Origin of the sequence: Pseudoalteromonas aurantia (genome assembly GCF_005886875.1) — a bacterium.
Taxonomy (GTDB): Bacteria; Pseudomonadota; Gammaproteobacteria; order Enterobacterales; family Alteromonadaceae; genus Pseudoalteromonas; species Pseudoalteromonas aurantia_A.
In genome coordinates this window covers 21,847-47,028 of the sequence record NZ_PNBY01000050.1, presented here as the reverse complement: position 1 = coordinate 47,028, position 25,182 = coordinate 21,847, and the positions used below count along the sequence as shown (strand labels likewise).

22 protein-coding genes are annotated in these 25,182 nt (G+C 42.6%); 15 read left to right on the top strand and 7 right to left on the bottom strand.

Features of this window, described 5'->3' with window-relative positions:
- Positions 1 to 109 precede the first annotated feature (109 nt).
- The 8 genes from CWC18_RS11120 to der all read left to right on the top strand — a co-directional run bounded on the left by CWC18_RS11120 (position 110) and on the right by der (position 9,782).
- Positions 110 to 1,246 (top strand): bifunctional tRNA (adenosine(37)-C2)-methyltransferase TrmG/ribosomal RNA large subunit methyltransferase RlmN, encoded by a 1,137-nt coding sequence (locus CWC18_RS11120; RefSeq protein ID WP_010364188.1) that lies wholly within the window; start codon positions 110 to 112, stop codon positions 1,244 to 1,246.
- Between the two features lie 100 nt (positions 1,247 to 1,346).
- Positions 1,347 to 2,981: a type IV pilus biogenesis/stability protein PilW gene (gene pilW, locus CWC18_RS11115; protein WP_138675269.1), complete on the top strand. Its 1,635-nt coding sequence runs from the start codon at positions 1,347 to 1,349 to the stop codon at positions 2,979 to 2,981.
- Positions 2,978 to 3,862: a RodZ domain-containing protein gene (locus tag CWC18_RS11110; RefSeq protein WP_138675268.1), complete on the top strand. Its 885-nt coding sequence runs from the start codon at positions 2,978 to 2,980 to the stop codon at positions 3,860 to 3,862. Before pilW ends, CWC18_RS11110 begins: the two co-directional genes overlap by 4 nt.
- A gap of 5 nt (positions 3,863 to 3,867) precedes the next feature.
- Complete coding sequence (gene ispG, locus CWC18_RS11105) at positions 3,868 to 4,986, top strand: flavodoxin-dependent (E)-4-hydroxy-3-methylbut-2-enyl-diphosphate synthase (RefSeq protein WP_138590961.1); 1,119 nt, start codon at positions 3,868 to 3,870, stop codon at positions 4,984 to 4,986.
- Positions 4,987 to 5,138: 152 nt separating this feature from the next.
- Entirely contained in the window at positions 5,139 to 6,416 is a 1,278-nt protein-coding gene (gene hisS, locus CWC18_RS11100) for a histidine--tRNA ligase (protein WP_138675267.1), read from the top strand.
- Between the two features lie 9 nt (positions 6,417 to 6,425).
- Positions 6,426 to 7,046, top strand: a complete 621-nt coding sequence (locus CWC18_RS11095; protein ID WP_138675266.1) for a YfgM family protein — start codon at positions 6,426 to 6,428, stop codon at positions 7,044 to 7,046.
- 9 nt (positions 7,047 to 7,055) lie between these two features.
- On the top strand, positions 7,056 to 8,237 hold the full coding sequence (gene bamB, locus CWC18_RS11090; RefSeq protein ID WP_138675265.1) for an outer membrane protein assembly factor BamB: 1,182 nt from the start codon (positions 7,056 to 7,058) through the stop codon (positions 8,235 to 8,237).
- 72 nt (positions 8,238 to 8,309) lie between these two features.
- A complete protein-coding gene (gene der / locus CWC18_RS11085) occupies positions 8,310 to 9,782 on the top strand; it encodes a ribosome biogenesis GTPase Der (protein ID WP_138675264.1) in 1,473 nt (490 codons plus the stop codon).
- A 419-nt stretch (positions 9,783 to 10,201) separates the two neighbouring features.
- On the opposite strand, the gene CWC18_RS11080 is transcribed toward der, so the two are convergent.
- From CWC18_RS11080 to CWC18_RS11070, 3 genes are all read right to left on the bottom strand, one after another.
- On the bottom strand, positions 10,202 to 10,903 hold the full coding sequence (locus CWC18_RS11080) for a transglutaminase-like domain-containing protein (RefSeq protein WP_138675263.1): 702 nt from the start codon (positions 10,901 to 10,903) through the stop codon (positions 10,202 to 10,204).
- Between the two features lie 158 nt (positions 10,904 to 11,061).
- Positions 11,062 to 11,778, bottom strand: coding sequence for a helix-turn-helix domain-containing protein (locus tag CWC18_RS11075; protein ID WP_138675262.1), 717 nt, complete (start codon positions 11,776 to 11,778; stop codon positions 11,062 to 11,064).
- Between the two features lie 60 nt (positions 11,779 to 11,838).
- Positions 11,839 to 12,759 carry a manganese-dependent inorganic pyrophosphatase gene (locus tag CWC18_RS11070; RefSeq protein WP_138590945.1) on the bottom strand — a complete coding sequence of 307 codons (921 nt, stop codon included), beginning with the start codon at positions 12,757 to 12,759 and terminating at the stop codon, positions 11,839 to 11,841.
- Positions 12,760 to 13,133: 374 nt separating this feature from the next.
- On the opposite strand from CWC18_RS11070, the gene CWC18_RS11065 reads away from it, so the two are divergent.
- On the top strand, positions 13,134 to 13,619 hold the full coding sequence (locus tag CWC18_RS11065; protein WP_138591023.1) for a hypothetical protein: 486 nt from the start codon (positions 13,134 to 13,136) through the stop codon (positions 13,617 to 13,619).
- A 30-nt stretch (positions 13,620 to 13,649) separates the two neighbouring features.
- Complete coding sequence (mutM, locus tag CWC18_RS11060) at positions 13,650 to 14,459, top strand: bifunctional DNA-formamidopyrimidine glycosylase/DNA-(apurinic or apyrimidinic site) lyase (RefSeq protein WP_138590943.1); 810 nt, start codon at positions 13,650 to 13,652, stop codon at positions 14,457 to 14,459.
- Between the two features lie 18 nt (positions 14,460 to 14,477).
- Here mutM and CWC18_RS11055 read toward each other — a convergent pair whose 3' ends face one another.
- Positions 14,478 to 15,626, bottom strand: a complete 1,149-nt coding sequence (locus tag CWC18_RS11055; RefSeq protein WP_138590941.1) for a M20 family metallopeptidase — start codon at positions 15,624 to 15,626, stop codon at positions 14,478 to 14,480.
- A gap of 170 nt (positions 15,627 to 15,796) precedes the next feature.
- On the opposite strand from CWC18_RS11055, the gene CWC18_RS11050 reads away from it, so the two are divergent.
- The 5 genes from CWC18_RS11050 (at position 15,797) to CWC18_RS11030 (ending at position 22,449) form a co-directional block, all read left to right on the top strand.
- A complete protein-coding gene (locus tag CWC18_RS11050) occupies positions 15,797 to 16,732 on the top strand; it encodes an ATP-grasp domain-containing protein (RefSeq protein WP_138590939.1) in 936 nt (311 codons plus the stop codon).
- A 3-nt stretch (positions 16,733 to 16,735) separates the two neighbouring features.
- Positions 16,736 to 18,124: an ATP-grasp domain-containing protein gene (locus tag CWC18_RS11045; RefSeq protein WP_138675261.1), complete on the top strand. Its 1,389-nt coding sequence runs from the start codon at positions 16,736 to 16,738 to the stop codon at positions 18,122 to 18,124.
- 45 nt (positions 18,125 to 18,169) lie between these two features.
- Positions 18,170 to 20,761, top strand: a complete 2,592-nt coding sequence (locus CWC18_RS11040; RefSeq protein WP_138675260.1) for a M14 family zinc carboxypeptidase — start codon at positions 18,170 to 18,172, stop codon at positions 20,759 to 20,761.
- 131 nt (positions 20,762 to 20,892) lie between these two features.
- On the top strand, positions 20,893 to 21,753 hold the full coding sequence (locus CWC18_RS11035) for a cupin domain-containing protein (RefSeq protein WP_138675259.1): 861 nt from the start codon (positions 20,893 to 20,895) through the stop codon (positions 21,751 to 21,753).
- 81 nt (positions 21,754 to 21,834) lie between these two features.
- Entirely contained in the window at positions 21,835 to 22,449 is a 615-nt protein-coding gene (locus tag CWC18_RS11030; protein WP_138590932.1) for a flavin reductase family protein, read from the top strand.
- Between the two features lie 66 nt (positions 22,450 to 22,515).
- On the opposite strand, the gene CWC18_RS11025 is transcribed toward CWC18_RS11030, so the two are convergent.
- The 3 genes from CWC18_RS11025 to CWC18_RS11015 are packed head-to-tail and all read right to left on the bottom strand — an operon-like array spanning position 22,516 to position 25,178.
- Entirely contained in the window at positions 22,516 to 22,995 is a 480-nt protein-coding gene (locus CWC18_RS11025) for a DUF3299 domain-containing protein (RefSeq protein ID WP_119860007.1), read from the bottom strand.
- Between the two features lie 16 nt (positions 22,996 to 23,011).
- A complete protein-coding gene (locus CWC18_RS11020; protein WP_138675258.1) occupies positions 23,012 to 24,496 on the bottom strand; it encodes an ABC transporter permease in 1,485 nt (494 codons plus the stop codon).
- A gap of 1 nt (position 24,497) precedes the next feature.
- Positions 24,498 to 25,178: an ABC transporter ATP-binding protein gene (locus tag CWC18_RS11015; protein WP_138591682.1), complete on the bottom strand. Its 681-nt coding sequence runs from the start codon at positions 25,176 to 25,178 to the stop codon at positions 24,498 to 24,500.
- Positions 25,179 to 25,182: the final 4 nt, after the last annotated feature.

The following is a 25,182-nucleotide window of genomic DNA, read 5'->3' as shown; positions in this document are numbered from 1 at the left end:
ATGAACCTTTTGCAAAGCAATCAACAATGATTGTTAATTTAGCCTGTTTTTTGTACAATGCGCGGCTACCTTATCGTTGTTATACCGTCACCTGAATTGAGGTTGTTTCATGGCCACTACTGAGAAAAAAATTAATTTACTTGATCTAAATCGCGAGGGGATGCGCGAACTTTTTGCATCTTACGGAGAGAAACCGTTTCGTGCAGATCAGGTGATGAAATGGATTTATCACTTTGGTATTGATGATTTTGAGCAAATGAGCAATATCAATAAAAAGCTTAAAGCAAAATTATCTGCTGATTGTGAGATTGTTGCGCCAGAGATTTCAGTTCGACAAGAAGCCAGTGATGGTACTATTAAATACGCTTTGGTACTCGAAGGCGGTCAAGAAGTTGAAACAGTCTGGATCCCAGATAAAGATCGAGCCACATTATGTGTCTCTTCACAAGTTGGCTGTGCGCTAGAGTGTACATTTTGTTCGACAGCTCAGCAGGGCTTTAACCGCAATTTAAAAGTCTCTGAAATTATTGGTCAAGTATGGCGAGTGGCAAAAGATATTGGTTTGCATGACGGAGACAGCACTAAGCGTCCGGTGACGAACGTAGTAATGATGGGGATGGGTGAGCCTCTACTTAACGTGAACAACGTTGTTCCTGCGATGGAATTGATGATGGATGATTGGGCATTTGGTTTATCTAAGCGCCGAGTTACATTGAGTACGTCTGGGGTAGTACCTGCACTCGATATTTTGAAAGAGCGTATTGATGTCGCGTTGGCCATTTCGCTTCATGCGCCAACAAATGATTTACGTGATGTGTTGGTACCGATTAATAAAAAATACCCAATTGAAGAATTTTTGGCTGCATGTCGTCGTTATATTGATGGCTCTAAAGCGAATAAAGATGTCACCATTGAATATGTTATGCTGCAAGGTATTAACGACAGTACAGATCAAGCCCATGAGCTCGTGAAAGTATTAAAAGGGACACCGTCAAAAATTAATTTGATCCCATTTAATCCATTTCCAGGCAATGAATATGGTCGTTCAAGTAATAGCCGTATTGATCGCTTCTCTAAAGTATTACAAGCCGCAGGGTTAACCTGTATTGTTCGTCGTACTCGTGGTGATGATATTGATGCAGCATGTGGTCAATTAGTCGGTGACGTTGTCGATAGAACGAAACGTTTAGCTAAAAAGCAAATGCGTGAAGATAACGCCATTGCGGTTTCTGTTAAGGCCAGTTAAGTAAATCAGTTTATAAAAGCCCTTTTGTCTAAAAAATAGATGAAACATAAGGGCTTTTAGGTAATATAGAGGCTCGATGTTCTTACATAATGGGTGGTGCATGCGTTCTTGCTTAATATTATCTGTGGTTTTGCTTTTTCTTTCAGGGTGTGTGACAGAAACGAGCTCTGTTACACGTAATAACCCCAGTGCTAAAAATACAGTTAATAATCAAGACGCAGCGAAAACTCGAATCGCATTAGCGTTGCAATACCTTAATGCTGGTAACACCACACAAGCAAAATTTAATTTAGAACGAGCCGCTTCTTTTGCACCAGAATTACCAGAAGTACACTATGCGCTAGCTTATTATTATGAGCAAGTAGGTGAACCACAATGGGCAAAAAAAGCGTATGTAACTGCACTCTCTCTTAATCCCAACGACCCCAATGCGTTGAATAATTACGGGACGTTTTTGTGCCGTATTGAGGACTACGATGGGGCGTCAGAGCAGCTTTTAAAAGCGATTAGTATTCCCAGTTACCTACGTGTTGCTCAAAGTTATGAAAACTTGGCGTTGTGTGCGGTAAAACAAGATAAATTTGCCCTTGCACTAGAGTATTTAGAAAGTGCAGTTCAACATAATGGCAGACGACCTTCAGCACTGATCGCTTTGGCTGCTTTGTTTTATGCAAAAAGTGACTTACACCAAGCTGAAGGTGTTTTAAAGGTATATAAAGAACGCGGCTTTATGTCGGCGCGTGCCTTGTTGTTAGAACATTTATTGCATCAGCGCATGGGGCATTTACAACAAGCACAAACGTTATCAGATAGCCTGATCAAAAACTACCCGAGTTCACGTCAGGCATCTTTGGTGTTGCGAGATGAGTTGAAGCGCTCTGAATTTGAAAAGCTAAAAGAGCAATACCGTCAGGCACAAATCAAACAAATTACGCAAACCGACACAACACATGTGGTGAGCCAGCCAAAGATAAAAATTACGCGCAAAAAAGCATCCAGTTTAGCAAAACCAGCAACTTTTAAAAAAGCTGCGTTAACTGCGAATTCTGGCAGTGTTTCTTTACGCCGAGAGCCAACTCAGTTCACAACGAGTTCACCTGCCACGGTTACAATACCGCAATTTAAAGAAGCAGTAGAAAATGATAATGTGGTGCGTAATGTGGAGGCTGTAGATGTAAGTGACACGGTGAGTAAGAACGGAGTCGATGATGAAGTGACAGTGATATCATTTGGTGATAGCGTGGAAAAAAGTGGACCTTCAGAGAGTGTTGTACAGTTTTATACGACAGATCCAACTGAGGTTGTGTTTTCAGAGCCGAGTACGTTGAATACTCCGACCTTTAATACTGCTCTTACCACTGACCAAAATAATATAGCACAACGACACATGCCATTACTCAATGGTGAAGTAATTCTCCCTAATGTGCCTTTTCACATTGTGAAGGTAGCCGAAAACTTATTTAGCTTGTCGGTTCGCTATGAGATTAAAATGGCTAAATTGTTAGCTTGGAATAACCTTAAAGCGTCTGACAAAGTGTCAGCGGGACAAAAGGTCTTTTTAAATAATCCTCAGATCACGCATAACATACGATCTGATGATACTTTACTGAATATTGCGACTCAGCATGGATTGCAGATCGATGATTTAATGCGATGGAACAAATTGACACCTGATGTTGCCTTAATTGAAGGCCACAGTTTACTTATTGTAGATCCGAATAGTTACGTTTTATGAATCAAGAATCAATCGAAACAGAAGAGATATCTCCGTCTTTAGGACGTGCATTACAAGTAGCGCGTGAAGCTGCTGAATTATCTGTTGATGAAGTGGCGGAGCGCTTAAAGCTCAGCCCACAGCAGATCCGTCAGTTGGAGCAAGATGATTATAACAAACTCGGGCCGCTGACTTTTGTGCGTGGGTATTTAAAAAGTTATTGTGCGGTACTGGGTTTACCAGTGGAAGATACGCTGACTTTATTTAAAGCACCAGAGGTACAAGTGACAACGAAGCATATGCAAAGCTTCTCACGTCGCACAGAAAAAGAGGCCAGTGATAACCGTTTAATGATCATCAGTTACGTTATTTTAGTGATCATCCTCGGTGCGCCGGGGATTTGGTGGTGGCAGTCAAGTACAACAGTGTCAACGCCCGAGGTAGCTAATACGTTACCGGCGAGTACAGCAGAAAAACAAGTCATAGAAACCATAGTTGCAGAGCGAGGCACGTCGGACGCAGTTGTGACTGAGTCCGCTGAACTTGAGCAAGTTGAGCAGGTGACAGTTGAGACCCCTGCGACTATTGAATCAATACCACAGACTGTTACGAGTGAGCCGGTAAATACCGTCAATGAGGCCGAGAACGCAACTGGCTTAAGTACCATAGTAATGCGCTTTAGCGATGACAGTTGGGTTGAGATTTTTGATGCGACGCAAGAGCGCGTTGCGTTTGGTGTTAAAAAAGCTGGATATACGATGACTGTGCAAGGTGAAGCGCCATTTTCAGTCGTACTTAACAAGCATTTGATGGTAGAGGTTGAATTAGATGGTAAATTAATTGATTTGACCGCCCTACCGAAAAACCGATTAGCAAAATTTAAATTACCGTTAGTAGAGTAACCGTCATGTTTTCAGAATCTCCTATTAAACGCAGAAAATCGACCCGAATTAATGTAGGTAATGTGCCTATTGGTGATGGTGCGCCGATTGCTGTGCAATCAATGACGAACACCAATACCATGGACATTGACGCGACGGTCGCACAAATTCAAGCGATACAAGATGCGGGGGCTGATATTGTACGTGTTTCTGTGCCGACGATGGACGCTGCTGAAGCCTTTAAGAGTATAAAAGAGCAAGTTGATATTCCATTGGTAACAGACATTCATTTTGACTACCGCATTGCGCTTAAAGTGGCGGAGTATGGTGCGGATTGTCTGCGTATTAATCCGGGAAATATTGGCAGTGAAGACAGAATACGCGCCGTGGTTGACGCGGCGGGAGAATGTAATATTCCTATCCGTATTGGGGTCAATGGCGGGTCGCTAGAGCGCGATTTACAAGAAAAGTACGGCGAGCCGACACCTGAAGCGTTACTCGAGTCTGCGATGCGCCACGTTGAAATATTACAGCGTTTGAAGTTTGATCAGTTTAAAGTGTCAGTGAAAGCGTCTGATGTCTTTCTTGCTGTGGGTGCTTATCGCTTGTTAGCGAAAGAAATTGATCAGCCATTGCATTTAGGGATCACTGAAGCAGGTGGTTTTAGATCGGGCTCAGTGAAGTCAGCTGTTGGCCTCGGCATGCTGCTAGCCGAAGGGATTGGAGATACATTGCGTGTGTCTTTGGCAGCTGATCCTGTCCAAGAAATTAAAGTGGGCTTTGATATTTTAAAATCATTGCGTATTCGTTCACGAGGCATAAACTTTATTGCGTGTCCAAGTTGTTCACGTCAAGAGTTTGATGTTGTCAATACTATGAATCAGCTTGAAGAGCGGTTAGAAGACATCGTGACTCCGATGTCTGTTTCAGTCATTGGGTGTGTCGTAAATGGACCAGGTGAAGCTTTGATTAGTGACATCGGACTGGCCGGTGCCAATCGCCGTTCTGGGCTTTATATTAATGGCGAACGTCAAAAAATGCGTATCGATAATGATAATATTGTTGAGCAATTAGAAGCGCAAGTGCGAGACTTTGTCGCTAAAAAAGAAGCACAGCCAGTGATTGATATCAAAATAGTCGAATAAATACAGAAACGATGTGATTCACGCACGGATTATCGGTGTAGAGTCGTTTACGTTTTAAGCGAGCACGGTATAATGAGCGATTAATTTTCAACGCATTATTGTGCGTTTATCGTGCTTGTATCAGTTTTAATAATTATTAGTTAGGATTTTCAGTGGCGAAACAAATTCAGGCAGTTCGTGGAATGAACGATTGTCTGCCAGGTACTACACAGATTTGGCAGAAAGTAGAGCAAACATTACGTCAAACGGTGGCGTCTTATGGATATCAAGAGATCCGTTTTCCTGTTGTTGAATCTACTGATTTATTTAAACGCTCTATTGGTGAAGTAACCGATATCGTTGAAAAAGAAATGTACACTTTTGAAGATCGTAGTGGTGATAGCCTTACACTACGTCCTGAAGGCACCGCCGTATGTGTGCGTGCGGGAAACCAAAATGGTTTGCTTTACAACCAAGAACAGCGTTTATGGTACATGGGCCCTATGTTCCGTCATGAGCGTCCACAAAAAGGCCGTTACCGTCAATTTCACCAGTTTGGTGTTGAAACCTTTGGCATGGCGAGTGCTGACATTGATGCGGAAGTTATTTTATTAACCGCACGTTTATGGCAAGCATTTGGTATTACGGATCACGTACGTTTAGAACTTAACTCTCTTGGCTCAAATGACGCGCGTGCTGAGTACCGAGATGCACTAGTAGCCTTTTTAGAGCAGCATATTGAACACTTAGATGAAGACAGTAAGCGCCGTATGCATTCAAACCCATTGCGTGTGCTAGACAGTAAAAATCCAGATGTGCAAGCTATTTTGGTGAATGCTCCGAAGCTATCGGAACACTTAGATGAAGAGTCTCAAGCACATTTTGCAAATTTATGTGAACGTTTAGATGCCGCTGGCGTCGAATACCAGGTTAATGAAAAGCTGGTACGTGGCTTAGATTATTATAACCGCACCGTATTTGAATGGGTAACTGACAGCTTAGGTGCACAAGGCACTGTCTGTGCTGGTGGTCGTTATGACGGCTTAGTTGAGCAACTGGGAGGCAAAGCAACTCCAGCCGTTGGTTTTGCAATGGGGCTAGAGCGTTTAGTGCTTATGTTGCAAGAGTTAGACTGCGTGGGTGATATTCGCCGTAATGCCGATGTATATGTGGCGGCTATGGGTGAAAAAGCCAGTATTCAAGCCCCTGTGATTGCTGAGGAACTACGTAGCGACGTAGCTGGATTACGTGTTATGGTGCATGCTGGTGGCGGCAATTTCAAAAAACAATTAAAACGTGCTGATAAAAGTGATGCTTTAGTTGCATTAATTTTAGGTGAAGATGAATTGGCTGAAGGTAAAGTAACCGTTAAGTATCTTCGCGAACAAAAAGAACAAGTGACCTTGTCTGTTGCAGAGGTGAAAACCTTACTTGCAGACTTGGCTGAATAAGAGGTAACAATGGAAATTTATTCAACAGAAGAACAACAAGCAGAAGCAATCAAGCAGTTTTTCCGAGACAACGGTGTTTCATTGGCTTTAGGTATTGTGCTTGGGTTAGGTGGCTTATATGGTTGGAAAGCGTATAACCAAAGTCAGATCACTAACGCAGAGGCTGCTTCTAACGCTTATAGTGAGATCGTAGAAGGCGAAGAAGTGTTAGCCAATGCTGAGTCGTTCATTGCCAATAATAGCGACTCAAATTATGCAGTATTAGCAGCATTTGTTGCTGCAAAAGAAGCGGTTGATAAGCAGCAATATAGTGTTGCGACGGAAAAACTACGTTTTGCTGCGGATACAGTTAAAAACCTTGAACTTAAAGCTACAGCTTTAACGCGTTTGGCGCGCATTCAATTGACACAGCAGAAGTTAGATGAAGCATTGGCAACGTTAAATACGCCAATGCCAGCTAGTTTTGATGCTCAAGTGTCTGAAATTAAAGGTGACGTGTACCTCGAAAAAGGTGATAAGCAATCAGCCCGTACACATTATCAAGCGGCGGTGAGCGCCAGTAAAGATGCCAATAATACGTTATTGCAAAACAAGCTAGATGATTTAGCCACTGCACAGCCTGCAGCATAAGGAGCTAACATGAAACAGCTTAGTTTGGCCACTTTGGCGTTATGTATGGCGTCATTATTGAGTGGGTGCTCGTCGAATGACGATGATGAAGATGTTTTAGTTCTGCCTGAAATAAATAATCAATTTGACACTCAGGTTGCATGGCAAGAAAGTATAGGGAGTGGCGTTGAGCATTATTTTTCTCGCTTAACGCCAACTGTGTATGAAGACAAAGTGTTTGTCGCTGAGCGCAATGGTGAAGTGAAAGCCCTAGACATTAATACGGGCAACACATTGTGGGAAACTGAAACACGAAAAACCCAAGCATTTTGGCCTTGGGAAGACAGTGACAGTGCCAAGCTCTCCGGTGGTATTTTACAAGCGTTCGGTAAGATCTACATTGGCTCAGAGCATGGTGAAGTTATTGCGTTAGATCGCGAGTCTGGTGAGATTATTTGGCGTAAGCCTGTGCCAGGTGAAGCGTTATCTTCTCCTGCTGCAGGGGATGGTTTGATTTACGTGAATTTAGGCTCAGGTAAATTATTAGCATTACACCCAGATACAGGCGAAGAGCGTTGGCGCCATGAGCAAGAGGTACCAGCGTTAACACTGCGTGGTTTAAGCTCGCCAACAAGTGCAAATGGTGGTGTGCTGTTCGGTGAAGAAAGTGGTAAACTATCGGTCTTAATTGCAGAAAATGGTTACTCTGCTTGGAGTGCTGATGTTGCGCTTGCAAAAGGTGCGTCAGAATTTGAGCGATTAGTTGATGTTGATACCAAGCCGATTGTTAGTGGTTCGAACGTATATGCGATTGCTTACAATGGCAATTTAGCTGCAGTTGATGTACGAAATGGTAATGTTATTTGGAAACGTGAATATAGCAGTTACCGAGATTTTAGCATTGAGTTGAATTCCATCTATATTGTAGATAGCGAAGGTGTTGTTTATGCACTAGATAAAGACTCAGGCATTGAGCGTTGGAGCCAACCAGCGTTGCGCGGATGGTACTTAACGACGCCAACGGTTGCTGGGGATTATTTGGTGGTAGGGGACCAAGAAGGTAACTTACATTGGTTAGATAAACAAAGTGGTCAGCTGGTATCAAGGGAAAGCTTTGATAGTTCAGGTTTCTTTGTAGAACCTGTTGTTTATGGCGACAAGCTAATTTTATACACCCGAGATGGTGAAGTTAGCGCCGTTAAAATTCCATAACACTTAGTTATTATTAAGTTTGTTAAGGCTTCGCTTTGCGAAGCCTTTTGTTGTTTATTAAAGAGGTAGTCTATGCTTCCTGTGATCGCTCTTGTCGGGCGACCTAATGTGGGTAAATCCACGCTATTTAACCGTTTAACACGTACTCGTGACGCGTTGGTAGCGGATTTCCCTGGTCTTACACGTGACCGTAAATATGGCCAAGCCAGTTACGATGGATATGAATTTATCGTAGTGGATACCGGCGGTATTGATGGCTCTGAAGAAGGCATTGAAACCGAGATGGCTGAACAGTCGCTATTAGCGATTGAAGAAGCTGATATCGTCTTGTTTTTGGTGGATGCCAGAGCAGGTATGAACGCCGCGGATCAGGCTATTGCACAGCACCTTCGTAAACAACAAAAGAAGTGCTTTCTTGTTGCGAATAAAACAGATGGTATCGATGCAGACTCGAACTGTGCTGAGTTTTATCAATTGGCTATCGGTGAGGTGTATCAAATCGCCGCAGCGCATGGTCGTGGTATTACCCAGCTGTTAGACCTGACGTTACAGCCTGTTATTGCTGAATTAGCCGCTGAAGAAGATGAACTTGTACAAGATGATGCAGACTTAGCTGAACTTTACCTAGAAGGTGAAGAGGGCGCACACGAAGATAGCAAGACTGGGTTTGAAGACAAGCCAGTTAAACTTGCCATTATAGGGCGTCCAAATGTGGGCAAATCGACGTTAACCAACCGTATTTTGGGTGAAGAACGGGTGATTGTGTATGATATGCCTGGTACAACCCGAGATTCAGTTTATATTCCAATGACGCGTAATGAACGTGAATATGTCTTAATTGACACCGCAGGTGTTCGTAAACGCAAGAAAGTCAGTGATGTTGTTGAGAAGTTTTCTGTAATCAAAACATTGAAGGCCATTGAAGATGCCAACGTAGTATTGATTGTGGTGGATGCCCGTGAAGGTATCTCTGATCAAGACTTAAGTTTACTTGGCTTTGCATTGAACGCAGGTCGTTCATTGGTGATTGCGGTTAATAAGTGGGATGGTCTTGATGATTACGTGAAAGATCGTATTAAGACTGAACTTGACCGCCGTTTAGGCTTCATTGATTTTGCACGCTTACATTTTATTTCAGCACTGCATGGCACTGGTGTTGGTCATTTATTTGAGTCAGTGGATGAAGCCTATGCTTCTGCGACTAAGCGGATCAGTACTGCGATGCTGCGCCGTATTATGGATATGGCACAAGCCGATCACCAACCCCCCTTGGTACGTGGTCGCCGGGTGAAGCTTAAATATGCTCACGCTGGGGGCTATAACCCGCCAAGGATCGTGATACACGGCAACCAAGTACACGATTTACCTGATAGCTATAAACGTTATTTGATGAACTATTATCGTAAAGCGCTGAATATCATGGGTACACCGATTAAGATTGAATTTAGAGAAGGGGATAACCCATTCTCAGGTCGTACCAATAAGATGACGCTGTCGCAAAAACGTAAGCTAAGAGCATTTACGAAAGAGAACCGTAATAAATAAGCACGTTTTTCTTACTGATAAAATGGCGCCATTGAGCGCCATTTTTTATGGGTGAGAGTAGCATGCATGACTATGTGTATCAAAGTTAGAGTGTGTGATTTACTTAGGAGTCATTTGAGTTAAGCGATCTAATGTAACAGATATACGCACCTATACCTGCTGTTGGTAGTGTTAATAATATTGCCCACCTGCTGTATAAGCGACTGCTAGTATCATGCCTATATCATAATTAAACAGTCTGCAATCAGTAGGTAAAACCGCCTTGACAGTACACTGTAGTATGGTTGATGTGAGCTCTGCACTGAGCGAAATGAGTAAAGGTAATATCGCTATTGTTGCGAAGAATATTGCTAATCTTTGCATTTTTATTGCAGAGACATTCTGTATTTCCTTATATTAAACGACTTCAATTTTGCAAGTTACGTCATTGAATGTCTGATCTTAACGATTCGTCGGTTAATTATATGGCGTAGTAGATATTTATATAACCACTTTTTAGCACCGGATAGATTTCGATGCTGCTGGTAAAAGCAATCCGGATCCGCAAAGTACCCTAGTGAGGTAATAATGCTCTCACGCTGAATATATGTACTTTGCCCGTGAAATTGATTTTTGGGATTTTGTAAGCAGGGAGTAGCAATCCCATACCCAACAAAGCGACCATGGTGTGTTTTAAATCGGGATTGAACTGCACTTAAATAAGCATTATCAATAATATAGCCTTCTAACTCTAACCACGTACCATCGAGATATACTTCGACCCAACTGTGAATTATCTGAGCAGGTGCTAACGCAAGAACCCATCTCGGCATAACACCCCGTTTTAAGTTATTACGGATGGTGAACCCTTGCAATCGACAAGGGATCCCGACGCCTCTTAATAGCGTCATAAGTAACGTACCTTTGGTATTACACTGACCATAGCCTTGGTGCAAAACTGTTGATGCGTTGAGCGTATCTTCGCTGCTGTAACCAAATTTTATATCATCCATCACGAAATTATAAATTGCGGTGAGCGCTTGCTGTGGGTTAAGTGACAACCACTGCTTTTGTGTGATCAATGTTTGAATGTGATGATGGGTATAGTTCAATAAATAGGTATTTAGTAAATACTGTTGCATGGTATTTTTCCTCAGAGTTAATAGAGGTACTTTGCCTTAACTTTAAAATCAATAATTGAATAAACTGGCTATCGGTGGAGAAGATATGGGCTACTCAATACTGGCGATTAAAGTGTATGTCTTTAATCCAAGGGAAGCTCAAATGGGTCTGACAAGTATTACCTGTTATTTAATGCGGTCAATTTTTGTAATGTAATCCCAAAGTGTTTTTTAAACGTGCGGCTTAAATGGGCGCTATCGGAAAACCCAGCCATATAAGCGGCTTGTGTTGCACTATGGCCTGCCTTTAATGCCGTGATAGCGCAAATGAGTCGCCGCCATAGTAGATATGCGCGCCATGGTAACCCCATATTTTCTTTGAATAAATGTAAAAACCGACTTTGCGAAAGATTAAGTTGTTGAGCAATGTCTTTGGCTAACCAGTGATCAGGCTTAATGCAGGGACCCGCTAAGCATTGATCGAGTTGCTTAAGCAGTTGGCTGATCCGTGGGTCATATTGATGAGTTTGCTGCTGATAGCGTAAGTTAAATAGCCCAAGGAGGGTGGTTAGAGGACTGAACTCATTGGGCACATGGGGTATGTTCAGTGAGCGTGTTTCTCGCCCTGCGAGCATAGCGCTCACTTGTAAACCCACCTGACTTGTAGGCTCGATAAGTATGACCCAGCCTGAGTGCATGGTGAGCTGGTGAGGCACATTTTCTTTGAGTACGAGTGCTGTATCACGGTAACTTCGTATACCGTCAGTGGTAGGAGTGCTCAGGTGAGCTGACCCTGTTGGTAATGTGAGCTGCTGCAAAGCGTGTTGGTGGCTCGCGGTATCGAGTACTTGAGTATGTACAGCAAGAATACCTGGCTCAATGAAAATTATAGGCATTCAATTACACTAACAAAAAACCGAAGCAATCGCTTCGGTTTTTTATGGTACATAGGCTATTTAAGCAAATGCATCTTGTAGAGGTGGTACTACTTGCTTTTTACGGCTTAGCACACCATCTAGCCATACACTACTTTGCTCTGGCGTTACTTTGTACGCTGTTTCAATAATGCTTTCATCATCAGATGCGATCAACATTTGTGATCCTTCTTTCATGATATCGGTAAGTAGTAACAACACAGAGTGGCGGCCACCCTCTTCTTTCAATTTAGCAATATCGGCTTCTAAATCAGCTTTAATATCGTCAAATACAGATAGGTCGATAACTTCTAACTGGCCAATACCAACGAGTTTGCCATTCATATTAAAGTCTTTAAAGTCACGCATTACTAGGTCTCGAGCGGGTGTGCCTTCAACCGCAGACTTTACTTTAAACATGTCCATGCCAAGTTCTTTTGCATCAGCAACACCTGCTATTTCAGCCAATGCTTCAACACATTTAATGTCGGCCGTCGTACAGGTTGGTGATTTAAAAATAACGGTGTCGCTTAAGATTGCGCATAACATTAAGCCTGCGATATCTTTAGGGATTTCGACGTTGTAAAAGTCGTACATCATCTTGATAATGGTGTTACTACAGCCTACTGGGCGGATCCAACACTCTAATGGTGTTGACGTCGTTAAATCACCAAGCTTGTGGTGATCAACTACGCCAACGATAGTTGCTTCGTCAATATCATCTGGCGCTTGTGTCTTTTCAGTATGATCAACAATATAAACCTCTTCGCCTGCGTAGCTCAGTTTTAACTCTGGCGCGTCAAAGCCAAAACGGTCAAGGATAAATTGTGTTTCAGGAGAAACATCACCAAGACGTGTTGGAACGGCGGCTTCGCCAATTTGGTTTTTTAAATACGCAAGTGCAATTGCGCCACAAATAGAATCTGAATCTGGGATCTTATGACCCACTACATACATTGCCATGGACGGAGCTCCTTAAATTTTGCCCAATATTCTATCAAACTATGTTGGTAATAAAATAGCTTTGTATCGTTAAATTAGACATAAGTGCTAGCGAATAAACATATAGCGAGTATGGATCACTGTTTTGTGTTTTTTCAGTGGCGTGACTTTAATGGTATTTTTATGATTTAAGGGTATCCTTGTTACTTTTTGTTAACAAAAGTGGTGGATGACATTAATTAAATATGCCCAGTTTTACAGCATACTGGCAGGCCCTGAGCTATCGTGACGGAAGTGCATTAACGTATTAAGGTGTACACAGATTGAGTCTGTGATGTTTGTTTGTGTGGTTAAATATGGCTACACTGCAGACATCATTTTTTACAGGAAAGTTAATGGGCCTTAGTCGTAAAGCGTGGAATAACGTTGTCATTTTTTCGATGCTACTAATGATTTTTTTTCTCAATGGGGTGCATCATAAATTAAATCCGAGCAATGAAGTCAGTGGGCCGCAGCACTTACTGCCAGAGCAAAGCTTTGTGCTTACATTGGCATTCCCAGGCTATAAAGTTGAGCGAATCGGCACATCTTGGCGTATAGATGGACCTTGGCAAGCAAAACCAGAGCAAGTGCAAGCGCTGGTCAATGCGTGGTTAGCAGTAAAGTTAGAGGTGGCTGATGTGACTTTAAGTGCGGACAAAGCCCTTTCCGTTGCGCGCTTTTGGCTAGCAGGACAGGAATTACCTGTGAGTTACCAGCTATATCTGGATCAAGGGCAATACTATCTGTTTGATAAGCAGCAGCAGCTTTGGTTGCATGTGCCCAAAGAATTAGTCCAAACACTATTTTTACCTTTAGATATTGGCCAGTCACAACAGTGATAGGTCTAAAAATATATTACAGAGAACATAATGCCTGAATTACCAGAAGTAGAAGTGAGCCGTTTAGGCATAAAGCCCCATATTAATGAACAAGTTGTGAACAAAGTGCTTATCCATAATACGCGACTCCGCTGGCCTGTACCTGATGAGGTTAAAACCATTGAAACGCTCAAAATCATTGATGTGCGTCGTCGAGCTAAATATTTATTGTTAGATACCGAAATCGGCAGCGTTATTTTACATTTGGGGATGTCAGGTCATTTACGGATTGTGCCCATTGAAGAGCCATTAAAAAAGCACGATCATGTGGAGCTGCATTTTGCCAATGGTAAGGCGCTGAGGTTGAATGACGCACGCCGGTTTGGCGCATGTTTGTGGCAAACGCCGGGCTGTGATCATACGTTATTTGCTAAATTGGGCCCTGAACCATTAACCGACGACTTTACCGCTGTGCACCTGTATGAACGTTCACGTGGCAAAAAGGTGGCGATTAAACAGTTCATTATGGATAATCATGTTGTTGTTGGGGTAGGGAATATTTATGCCAATGAGTCACTGTTTAAAGCAGGGATCCATCCACAGAAAGAGGCGGGCAAGGTCTCACTGAAACGTTTCCAACTTTTGACTCCTATCATTAAAGACACGTTAGCAGCGGCAATTGAGCAAGGGGGCACTACGCTAAAAGACTTTTCACAATCAGATGGCAAGCCAGGGTATTTTGCACAGCAATTATTGGTTTATGGTCGCAAAGGTCAGCCGTGTATGAGCTGTGAAACGATTTTACAAGAAGTGCGATTAGGGCAGCGCAGCACCATATTTTGCAGTCAATGCCAAAAATGATGCTTAGCAATTAAACCGTTAAGTTGAAGGTGCGAGTACTGAGGAAACGTGGGGGTTTGTTGTCACGTCTTTGCCATGGCACCACGCGAGAAGGATACGAGTGACCTGCGCCACTCTTAGCTCAAAGCTAGACTTAAGTGCGCGCTCATGCATAGTATGGTCGCCGTCTCCATAAGGGCCAAAACCATCCAGAGTAGGTATACCTGCAGCTGAGACAGTATTCGCATCAGAGACGCCGCCACGATGTTCAACGGGCAGATCATGCTGTAAAATCTCAGCTATCTCTTCAAGTAATTGCGCTTGCGGTGGCGTAGGAGTCATCACTGGACGTTGTAATCCACCACTGATTGCGATTTCAACACCGGTAATTTCAACCGCCAAGCAGATGCTTTCAATGCCTTTTAGCAAACGTTGTTGTTCTGCTTGTGTTGTAAAGCGTGCCTCGACTAACATATTAGCTTTAGGTGAAATGGTATTAGCCCCCAGACCGCCAGAAATTTTGCCGACATTCACAGTACTACCCTGTTTAAGGTTTGTTAGGCTCGTCATTTCCAGCAGCAAATTGGCAAGGGCAAAATTAGCATCAATTCCGTCACTGTAATGGTTCCCCGCATGGGCGGCTTTACCTGTCACTGTAATATTAAATGTTGCTATACCTTTTCTGGCGACGACGATTTCATGGTCTTTTCCTGCGGCCTCAAAGACTAAACAGGCATCGTAATTTTTGGCCAGTTCAGTAGTGAGTGTTTGGCTGTCATCACTGCCAATCTCCTCATCACTAACCAGTAAAAAATCAACATTATATAAGGGGCCACATTGCTTACGGAGTTCTCTCAAGGCATTGAGTGCAACAAAGTTCCCTCCTTTCATATCGCATACTCCAGGCCCATACACCCATTCACTGTCTTGTTGAAACTGAGTGAATGTACCTTCAGGAAATACGGTATCTAGGTGGCCGAGTAGCAGGACTTTTCGACCGGCTTGTTTGGGCGTGTGAAAGAGTAAATGATCGCCAATGTTATCTCTTTGGTAGCGCGTTAATGAAAAACCAAGGGGTGCTAGTAACTCAATCATCTGCTCACCATGTTGGTCAACATTCACTTTATTTTTACTGTGTGAGTTGCAGCGGATCAGTGCTGCTAATTCATCATAATTTAACTGCGTCATTATCGATTCCCTGAGTTTTGTTATTACCGATCCTCGCTAGATCCAGTTGCATTTAAGTGAAGCTTTTATGAACAAATTTTGTCTGTGGCTTTTGGTCAAAAATATGTCATACAGATCCTTTTAAATTAGCGCTCAGTTTAAAAGCTATGCAGCTCACCAAGGAGAAAATTGTGACAGCACCTCATGTTGGTATTTGGATGTATGAAAATGGCGGTGGCTCAGCCATCGAACACAAACTGGTTCATGCACTTGCTGAACGCGGGATCCAAACCAGTACCGGGTTGAACTTACGCGATGCACGCGCACAAGGGGGTGAGATTGTGTGTAATGGTGTGGCTATGGAGCAACTCGATGCGTTTTTAAGTTACAACGCAGGGCAGCAGACTCAATATCAGTTGTATTTATATCAAGTGCTTAGCCAGACTATTCCTACCTTAAATAATTTTAATGCTTTTTCATTGGCGGAAGATAAATTTCGCACTGCACATTTATTGAGTAGTCACGGCATTGCCACTGCGGATTACCGTTTATGCCATAAAAATGATATCGATGGGTTAAAAGCGGCGATTAGAGACTTTGGCGGCAAGTTAGTATACAAACCAACCGATGGGTGGGGCGGGGTCGGTATTGTAAAAATTGACAGTGAACAGGCGCTTGATATGTTGCTGCCATTTTTGAGTCGCACTGATCTGAGGTACTTTTATGTAGAACGTTTTATTAATTATGACAATACGGATTACCGCATTGATATTGTCGATGGTAAATGTGTGGGCTGTTATGGCCGCAAAGCGCCAAAGGATGATTGGAAAACGAATATTACCAGTGGTGGAACAGTATTTATCCGTGAGCCAGGTCAGGAGGTGATTGATTTAGCTATTAAAGCAACGCAATTACTGGGACTGGAAATCGCAGGGGTCGATCTCATCTATGACCGAGACAAAGAAGAATATGTGGTACTAGAAGTGAATACCATTCCAGCATTTGCAACGCCAGAGCAAGAGGCGTTGGGGATCAACTTTAATCAGAGCAAACTCGATGCCATGGTCGATTTAATCGACAGCACGGTTCAACGCAAACTCGCACTTCATTCAGCCAAGGTGGCCTAAACAATGACTGTAAAATCTTCATTACCTAAAATTGGATTATTGTATTTAGATTACGTACTACGCTTTTTTGATAAGTCTAACTTTAAAGGCTGGCCCGATAAAATTGAACAAGTGACCTATCATTGGGGCGATGATAAAGCGCGGTTCATCAGTGAAGTGAAAAAGAAAAAAATAGAGGTATTAATTGGCAATATTCCTGCGACGGCGTACGAGGCATTTCGTGATATTGCGCGCGCGTTACCTGAAGTGCGCTTTTTACCTTCACTAGATAGTCAGTTTTCTAATAAGTCTAAAGAAAATGTTACCCATTTTTGTCGTAAATATGATTTACCAACCCCTCATACTGAGATTTTTTATATCCCAGAAAAGGCAAAAAATTATTTAGCCAGTGCCGAATATCCAAAAATTATCAAACGTTCCTATGGACCTTCCAATTATGGTGGCTATTTTGTTCATAAAGTTGATAGTGCTGCTCAAGCGCAGCAGTTGCTTGGTGAAAAACGATACTACCCGGTGTATGTACAAGATTTTGTGCCCATGGAAGCCGATATTCGGGTTATGTTGATAGGTCATAAACCCGTATGCGCCTTCTGGCGTCGACCGCCAGAAGGCGAGTGGTTAACGAACACCAGCCAAGGTGGCAGTATGGATTACCAAGCTGTGCCTAACTCAGTACTAGAGCTGGCTATTCGCACTTCAAAAGCAGCCAATGCTGAATACTGGGCGTGTGATATTGCACTGGGTAAAGATGGTAAGTTACGAATTTTAGAGTGTGCGACAGCCTTTGCTGCTTTTCCATATATACGGGATTGGATTGGGCAGTATTTGATGTGGTTATTGGGGGATGGTCGTTTTGCGTTACCGCATATTCCAATTTATAACTGGGAAGAGCTAGGTAAAATTGATATGCGACTTTTGCGTACCATGCGCCACATTGGTTTTTCTCGTTATACACCTAGCCAAGATTGCGGTGAAATGTTCACGGATCTAGATGAGAAAAATTATCCAATTTTAGATACGCAGCCTATGTCACAAGAAGAGTGGCCGAGTGAAGTGTGGAATTTACAAGATAACTTTGTGCTTAAGCACTCGGTGAATATAGCCCAGCCTATGCTGCACAGTGTGGCGGGAGGAGATGAAGCCGCCAATGATAATGCTGAGCAGTTACCGATATATAGTGATGTACAAATACGGGCAATATTGTCGCAAGTCAAAGGCATTGGCGAGAAGATGCTCGATGAGATCATGCATACTTTTGGTGCGCATGGCGTGGTTGATGTTCTGAACACTGAGCCTGAAAAGCTTTGTGTGGTGAAAAACCTTAAAGATAAAAAGCTACAAAAAATTGTCTCTCATTGGCAGCAAGTTGCCATAGGAAAACCATGTCATTAGGCATGGTTTTTTTCTCTTTGCCACTTTCAGCCATTAGGGAACACTATGAAAATTCAATACGCTTCGTATCAAGATACCATCGATTTTTTGCAGCAGGCTATGAGCGAACATCCCCACTTGATCCGATTACAAAGTATTGGTCAAACGTGGGAAGAACGACCTATTATGCTGGTCACGTTATCACTTGATGTTACCTATGCTGATGATAAGCCAGCTTTGTTATACACAGGGTCGATCCATGCAAGAGAGTGGATTGGCAATGAATTGGCGATTAAATTTATAGAATATGTGATTGATAATTACCGCTTCAACCCTAAATTACAAACGGCATTAACACGAAATACCCTCTATATGGTGCCATGCTTGAACCCTGATGGGTTTGAATATTCTCGTAATCACTTTTCATTTTGGCGTAAGAATCGTCGCAATAATGGTGATGGTACTTTTGGCGTGGATTTAAACCGTAACTTTGATGCCAAATTTATGCGTAATCAAAATACGCATATGAATACTTATGGCGGCCCTCATGCCTTTTCTGAACCAGAAACATGTGCGATTAGAGACTTTGTTGAATCACACGACAACATTCGTATCGCGTTAGATTACCACTCACAAGGCAACGTGTTTTTTCCGGCACATAAATTTAATCATGAAGTAGAGATTGAAGGCACGGATTTAAATGTATTGTGTGCCAATATGAATAATGAAATTCGCAAGGTAACGGGGCGACAATATGGTATTCATCGCGGTAAGCCGCCTGCTCAGTTGATCCAAGGTAGTGGCAGAGAATACTATTATCGCAAGGGGATTATCGCCACAGTAGTCGAAGTGGGCACCCGCAATATTCCTGATTATATGAAGAATATGTCGCAAAGTGTGGCAGAGAATATTCCCGCAGTTGTTCATGCGTTAAGTGAAGCAATAAACTACTCTCCTCTGGCGCCAAGTCGGGTGTCAGATTTTACCATTGGAAAAGTGACTCATGACACGGTTGAATTGCAGTGGCAGTATGATCAGCGTGATGATATTTATTTTGAAGTCTATCGTAGTGAGCACAATAAAAGTCCATGCACGGAAGAAAACTTAGTGGCGATCACTAAGTCACAGACCTTTATTGATACTCAGTTAAACAGTGGTCATTTTTATTTTTATAATATTCGCGCCGTAGACAAGGTCACTAAAATTAAATCACCTTTTCGGCCTGAACTGCGTTTAAAAACCACATTAGCAACGCATCAATGTGGGCGTACGCTGTTTCCTGCTAGGGAGCAAGTTGGTTACTTGTCGCAAAATTTTAGTACGAAGAATAAAGAACATTTTGGTTATAACTCGATGTTTATTGGCGTTGATAAAAACCGCGGCGTGAGCTTAGGGGTCGTGGCATATGATTTAAGTACCATTCCAATAGGTTCTACTATTGAAACCGCGCAGTTTTTTTTATATCCCATGAATCGGGTTGCCACCAAAATAGAAAAATATGGCGAGTGGTCAATCTCAATTTTAGACTCGACCTTGATCGATGATATCTATGACTTCAATAAAATTGCTGAAGCAACGCCGTTACACACTTTAGGGCAAACTATTGAATCAGATAAGATGACTCAAGGTATTTGGTTAAAGTGGGCTTTTAATGGGGTTGAACGCACATTATTGAATAAGCTCCTCGGTGATAAAACCGTGTTGTTACGCCTGCAGGGCCCAGATAGTTTACCATTGGGTAATGACTCTCAAGTTATGCAGTTTGACATCGGCTATGGCCCGTTTGGCAGCGGCTTGCATTACCGTCCTAATTTAGAATTGATTTATCAGCTGCCAGAACAAACGGTGGCGCTGGCAGTTTCTTCATGTAATACCATTTATCAAGACAAAGTTGTGAATGATAAATTGGCCTCAGGGTTTGATACTCAAGGTAATATTGTTTATGGGCAATTAGCCTTTGAGCATTTACAGCAGCTCGACCCGCTGAGAACCGTGTTTACTCAGGCATGCTTAACATTATATAGCCGCAATAGTTTGTCGTCAGCGAAAGATGTCCGCTTTACGGTTGAGTTGGTTGAGCTAAAAGATGTTGATTTTAAACATGTAAAGCAGCGGCAAAAAATCGAATATATTGGCTATGAAGTCAGCAACGAGCAACTCAAAGAGCGCAGCGCGCATAACTTTATTTTTGATAGTTATTCTTTACAAGAATTAGCTCGTTTGCATAAAGCACAAACACCTTATTACTTTATTATTCGTGCGACGGCAGAATCTCAAGCACGTAATGCCTTAGTGAATTGGGCTGATTGTTATGCAGAGCAGGCTGCGACGCTCAATATTAACTATATTGAACGGCGCAATGAGCCGTTACCAGCGCCGACTAACTTGCAAACTCAAGTCGAAAATGGGGTGGTAAAACTCATGTGGGATAACCCAGATAGCGGTGATTTAGTGGGGTGTTTTGTGGTTAGAAATCGTTTTCACCCACCTCGTTCTCCATTTGATGGCGTGAAGCTGTATGGTGGGCCCGATATGTATACATTGGATAACTTTGGTAATGCAGATTTGAGTAAGTACTATGGTGTATTTAGCTACGATCATGCGCCGAATTATTCTGAACCTGTCGTCATCTATTACCCAGGTAAAGACGGCAAGTAACTCAAGCTAGCGGGTGCTTACTTAAAGATCAGAAGGGTATATAGTTTATCATTCGATAGAAAAAACCATATTCTACTGAGTGATTTAATGCCATGATATGGCCTTTATTGATGTCTAATGAAGGAAAAGTCATGGCACAAATTAATGCGCTATTTGTGATTGTACCATCGGCTCACACGCCAGCTATTGTGTCGAATGAAAGCTATGCGCCAGCATCGTTAACACAAGAAGGCTATATTCATGCTTGTGAATATCACCAAGTTGATGACGTTGTTAGCCAATTTTTTACTGATCAGACCGCGTTATCTTTATTGGTGATTGACCCGACTTTACTTGATGCTGAGGTACGTTATGAAGCACCGTCACGCAGCATGAATTCAACGGATCTGTTTGCACATATTTATGGTGTGTTAAATCGTGATGCAATTGTCGACGTGTGTGAACTGGTACATTTTAAACATCAGCCTATTACACCACAGGTAATGGCGGTATTACGGCATTATCGGTTTGAACGTTTGCCGGTTGAAAGTACGTTATTTAAAAGTACATGGCGTTCTAGTTGCAATAATACACTGGGTGAACCCGTTGGTACGGCAATGATTGGACTATATTGTGACAGCTTAACCAGTATATCGTGCTTTCATAAGCTGACTTTTGACGAAGTGTGGCACTTTTACGGTGGTGATCCACTCGAATTGACCCTTTTACACCCGGATGGTCGCTCTGAGCAAGTGGTACTGGGTGCTGATTTTGCCAATGGGCAGGTTTGTCAATACCGCATTCCTGCGGGAGTGTGGCAGGGGGGCTGTTTAGTCGAAGGCGGCCAGTATGCGTTATTTGGTTGCACAATGGCACCTGGTTTTACCGGTAATTGTTTTACGGCGGGGGTTGCTGATGCATTGATTAAAGACTATCCAAATGAAGAGAAAATCATTAAAAAGCTCTCTATAAATGGCCATCAAACAACCATGCCTGAAGGGTTTGCGACCTAGTATGATGTAAGTTGCGTAGATGGAGTATATTCGCGACTATTAGTTTAAATTATCATTATAATTGTCTATTTAGGGGGTTTTATGATCCTTGATTTTGAGAGTTTGTCAGCAAATAAGGTATACCATACGTTAACGCAAACTGTGGTACCTCGCCCTGTTGCATGGGTATTATCTAAAAATAAAACAGGTACATTGAATTTAGCGCCATTTTCGTACTTCACAGCAGTCAGTTCTGATCCTGCTTTGTTGATGTATGCGGTGGGGGTAAAGCCCTGTGGTGAATATAAAGATTCTGCATTAAATGTTGAAGCCACAGAAGAGGTCGTTATTCATATTGCGGACAGTCGTTTAGCGGATGAAGTGACCTTATCAGCAGCAACTTTACCTAATGACCAATCTGAATTGGACTCACTTGATTTAACGCTTAGCGATTTTTCAGGATCAGCTTTACCCAGAGTTGCGCAATGTAAAGTGGCGTTTGCATGCAGGCTACATAAAGTAGTTGAAATGGGCGAACTACCCATGAAGCTGATGTTTGTACAAGTGACACATGCGTACATTGACGATGATATTGTAAAAATGGACAGTAAAGGACGTAGTAAGGTGGATGCACTCGCGCTAGATCCGATCGCACGATTAGGTGGTGGTGAGTATGCAAGTTTGGGGGATGTGTTTAAAATCACTCGTCCAGCATGATAACACAGTGCAGTAATACGTTATTTTTACTGCACTGTTTATTAAACAATTTATGACGTGTTTGGTTTATAGCTCGAAAGGCGCCACGCCGACGGCTTGCATGGTGTAGCCTGTTTGCGCTAATTCACCTTTCCATGTTTCTACTTTAATTGTGCCAGTAACTGTAATGGCATCATAAAGGCTATCAATAGGGACGCCATTTTTAATCTTTACATGCACAATTTGATTCGGTGGTGGCGGCGGTACATGAATACAAGCACCAAAGTAAGGGACTAATAAGAACTCAGTGATGATCTCGTTATCACCTTCGAGCGGCACGACAAACCCGGGTAGGCTGACGGATTGCCCGTCTAAACTTTTTACGACGGGGGCATTCAAATCAGGCTGCACCCAGTTTTGATCTGCGCCATCATGACTGGCAGCATCTTGGTTACTGATCTGTACGTGTCCTTTAGGCACTAAATCGTCCCAAAAAATCTCTTTTGGGGCTGCGGTATGGCCAAAAAAGCTCATTGCAGCGAGCAGTATTAAGGTAAAAAATCGCATGTTATTTATTGTACTCCTAAATTTTAATGCTCATGCCATCAGCCAGTGAATAAAAATAGGCTCTTGCAGCGGGGAGCAACCCCATTAACGTACCGGCGGACATAATAACGCCTAACAGCGTGAGTTCATAGTTTGACAGCCAGCCAATGGTTAAGCTGATGCCAAATTGGCTTTGTAATAGCGGATTGGCGGTGAGCAGTAGTCCGTAAAATAAGATGCACCCAGCTACACAACCCATAAAGGTGATGAGAATGGCTTCACTGCTCATTAAGGCGAATATATGAATGGGTCGTGCACCTACGGAGCGCAAAATAGCCAATTCTCTGCGGCGCTGACTGAGTGTAGCAAGTAAGGTTGTTAACATACCCAATAAGCTTACGAGTACCACGACGATAGAAAATAAAAGTAGGATTTTTTCTACAATATCGAGCATGTCCCATAACTCTCGAAGAGTAAGACCCGGCATAATGGCCAGCAAAGGCTCTGCTTTATACATGTTGATATTACGTCTGACTTGCAATGTATATAACGGAGAGTCAAAGCCCATTAAAAAGGCGGTTATTTGGTTTGGGGAACCGACTAAATCGCTAGGCTCGGAGTCAAGCGTGCCATGAGGGTGGTCATGTTCATCATGTTCGTTATGTTCATTATGTTCATTATGTTCCTCATGTTCATTATGTTCATTATGTTCATCATGTTCATTATGTTCATTATGTTCATTATGTTCATTATGTTCATTATGTTCATTATGTTCGTTATGATGCGAGTTGTTATCCTCCGCATGTTGATGTGTATTGCCGTGTTGATGTTGTGCATGGTCGTTTTGTTGTGATTTTTTGCCAATCATCATCGGTTGTGTATGGCTTGACTTATGCATTGCATCGACAGCAATTAAAGGAATATGCAGTGTTTTGTCTACAGGGGTTCCAGTTGGCGCTAATATACCTACAATGGTCATTGGGTTATCATCATGATGATGAAAACTGGTGTTGCCCATACCATGAGATATAACAATTTGATGCCCGATATGATAATGCAGCTTGTTGGCTACGTCGCTGCCAAGTACCACCTCTTGCGCGTTATGAAAAGCTCGACCGTGTTGAAACGCCAAGTGTTGTTTTTTTCCGTAGCGATAGTGCGTGAAGTACGTTGCATCAGTGCCAAGTACAGCATGCCCTTTATGACTATCACCTAGACTGATAGGGATGGTCCAGGCAACCCCTTTTCTCTCTTTGATATCTAGGTAACTTTTCCATGAAACGGCATTGTTGGTATGTCCGATGCGAAAAACACTGGATAGCAGTAGTTGAATATCTCCTGTGCGGGCGCCAACAATTAAATCTGTGCCTGAAATTGTATTACTAAAACTGCTTTTTGCATCGTGTCTGACACGTTCGATGCTTAACAATAACATGACGCTGATTGCGATGGTGCAAAGTGTAAGTAACACGCTGGCTTTACGGTTTAAGGTACTTTTTATCGCGAGTTTAAGCAATGTCATGTCATACCCCATTAATATCTAATAAACTGATCTGACGATCAAATAACGAAGCAAGGCTCTTATCATGGCTTACAAACAACACGCTGGCTTGATAATCTCCAGCTTGATTAAATAGTGTTTCGATGAAGGCATGACGGCTATCTTCATCCAGCGATGATGTGGGTTCATCGGCAATGATAAGTTCAGGTTCACCGATAAATGCTCTGGCGGCGGCAACACGCTGTTGTTGACCTATACTGAGTTTTGACACGTGTTGCGTGAGCTGAGAGTCATTTAATCCGAGCGCTTTTAAAAGCCGGATGGCTTCGGTTGTCATATCGGTTTTTTTGTCAGTCAAACGTTTACGTCGTTGTTTAGAAAACTCACATCCTAGCGTCACATTTTCGAGGGGATTTAAGTAAGGAAGCAAGTTAAAACTTTGAAATATAGTGCCAATGTGATCAGCTCTGAAGCGGTCTTTATGGGTATTTTTTATTGTGGATAAATCGGTATTTAAGATTTTTATCTGGCCTGATTGTAGCGCATTGATACCGGCGAGCAAGCCGAGTAAAGTCGATTTTCCGCAACCGCTTGGGCCATGCAAGAAAACGCGTTCCCCTTTGTCGATGTGTAACGCTTTAATGTTGAGCGTGGGGTGAGACTGGGTAGGCCAAGTATGAATAAGGTCTGTGATTGTGATCATAATG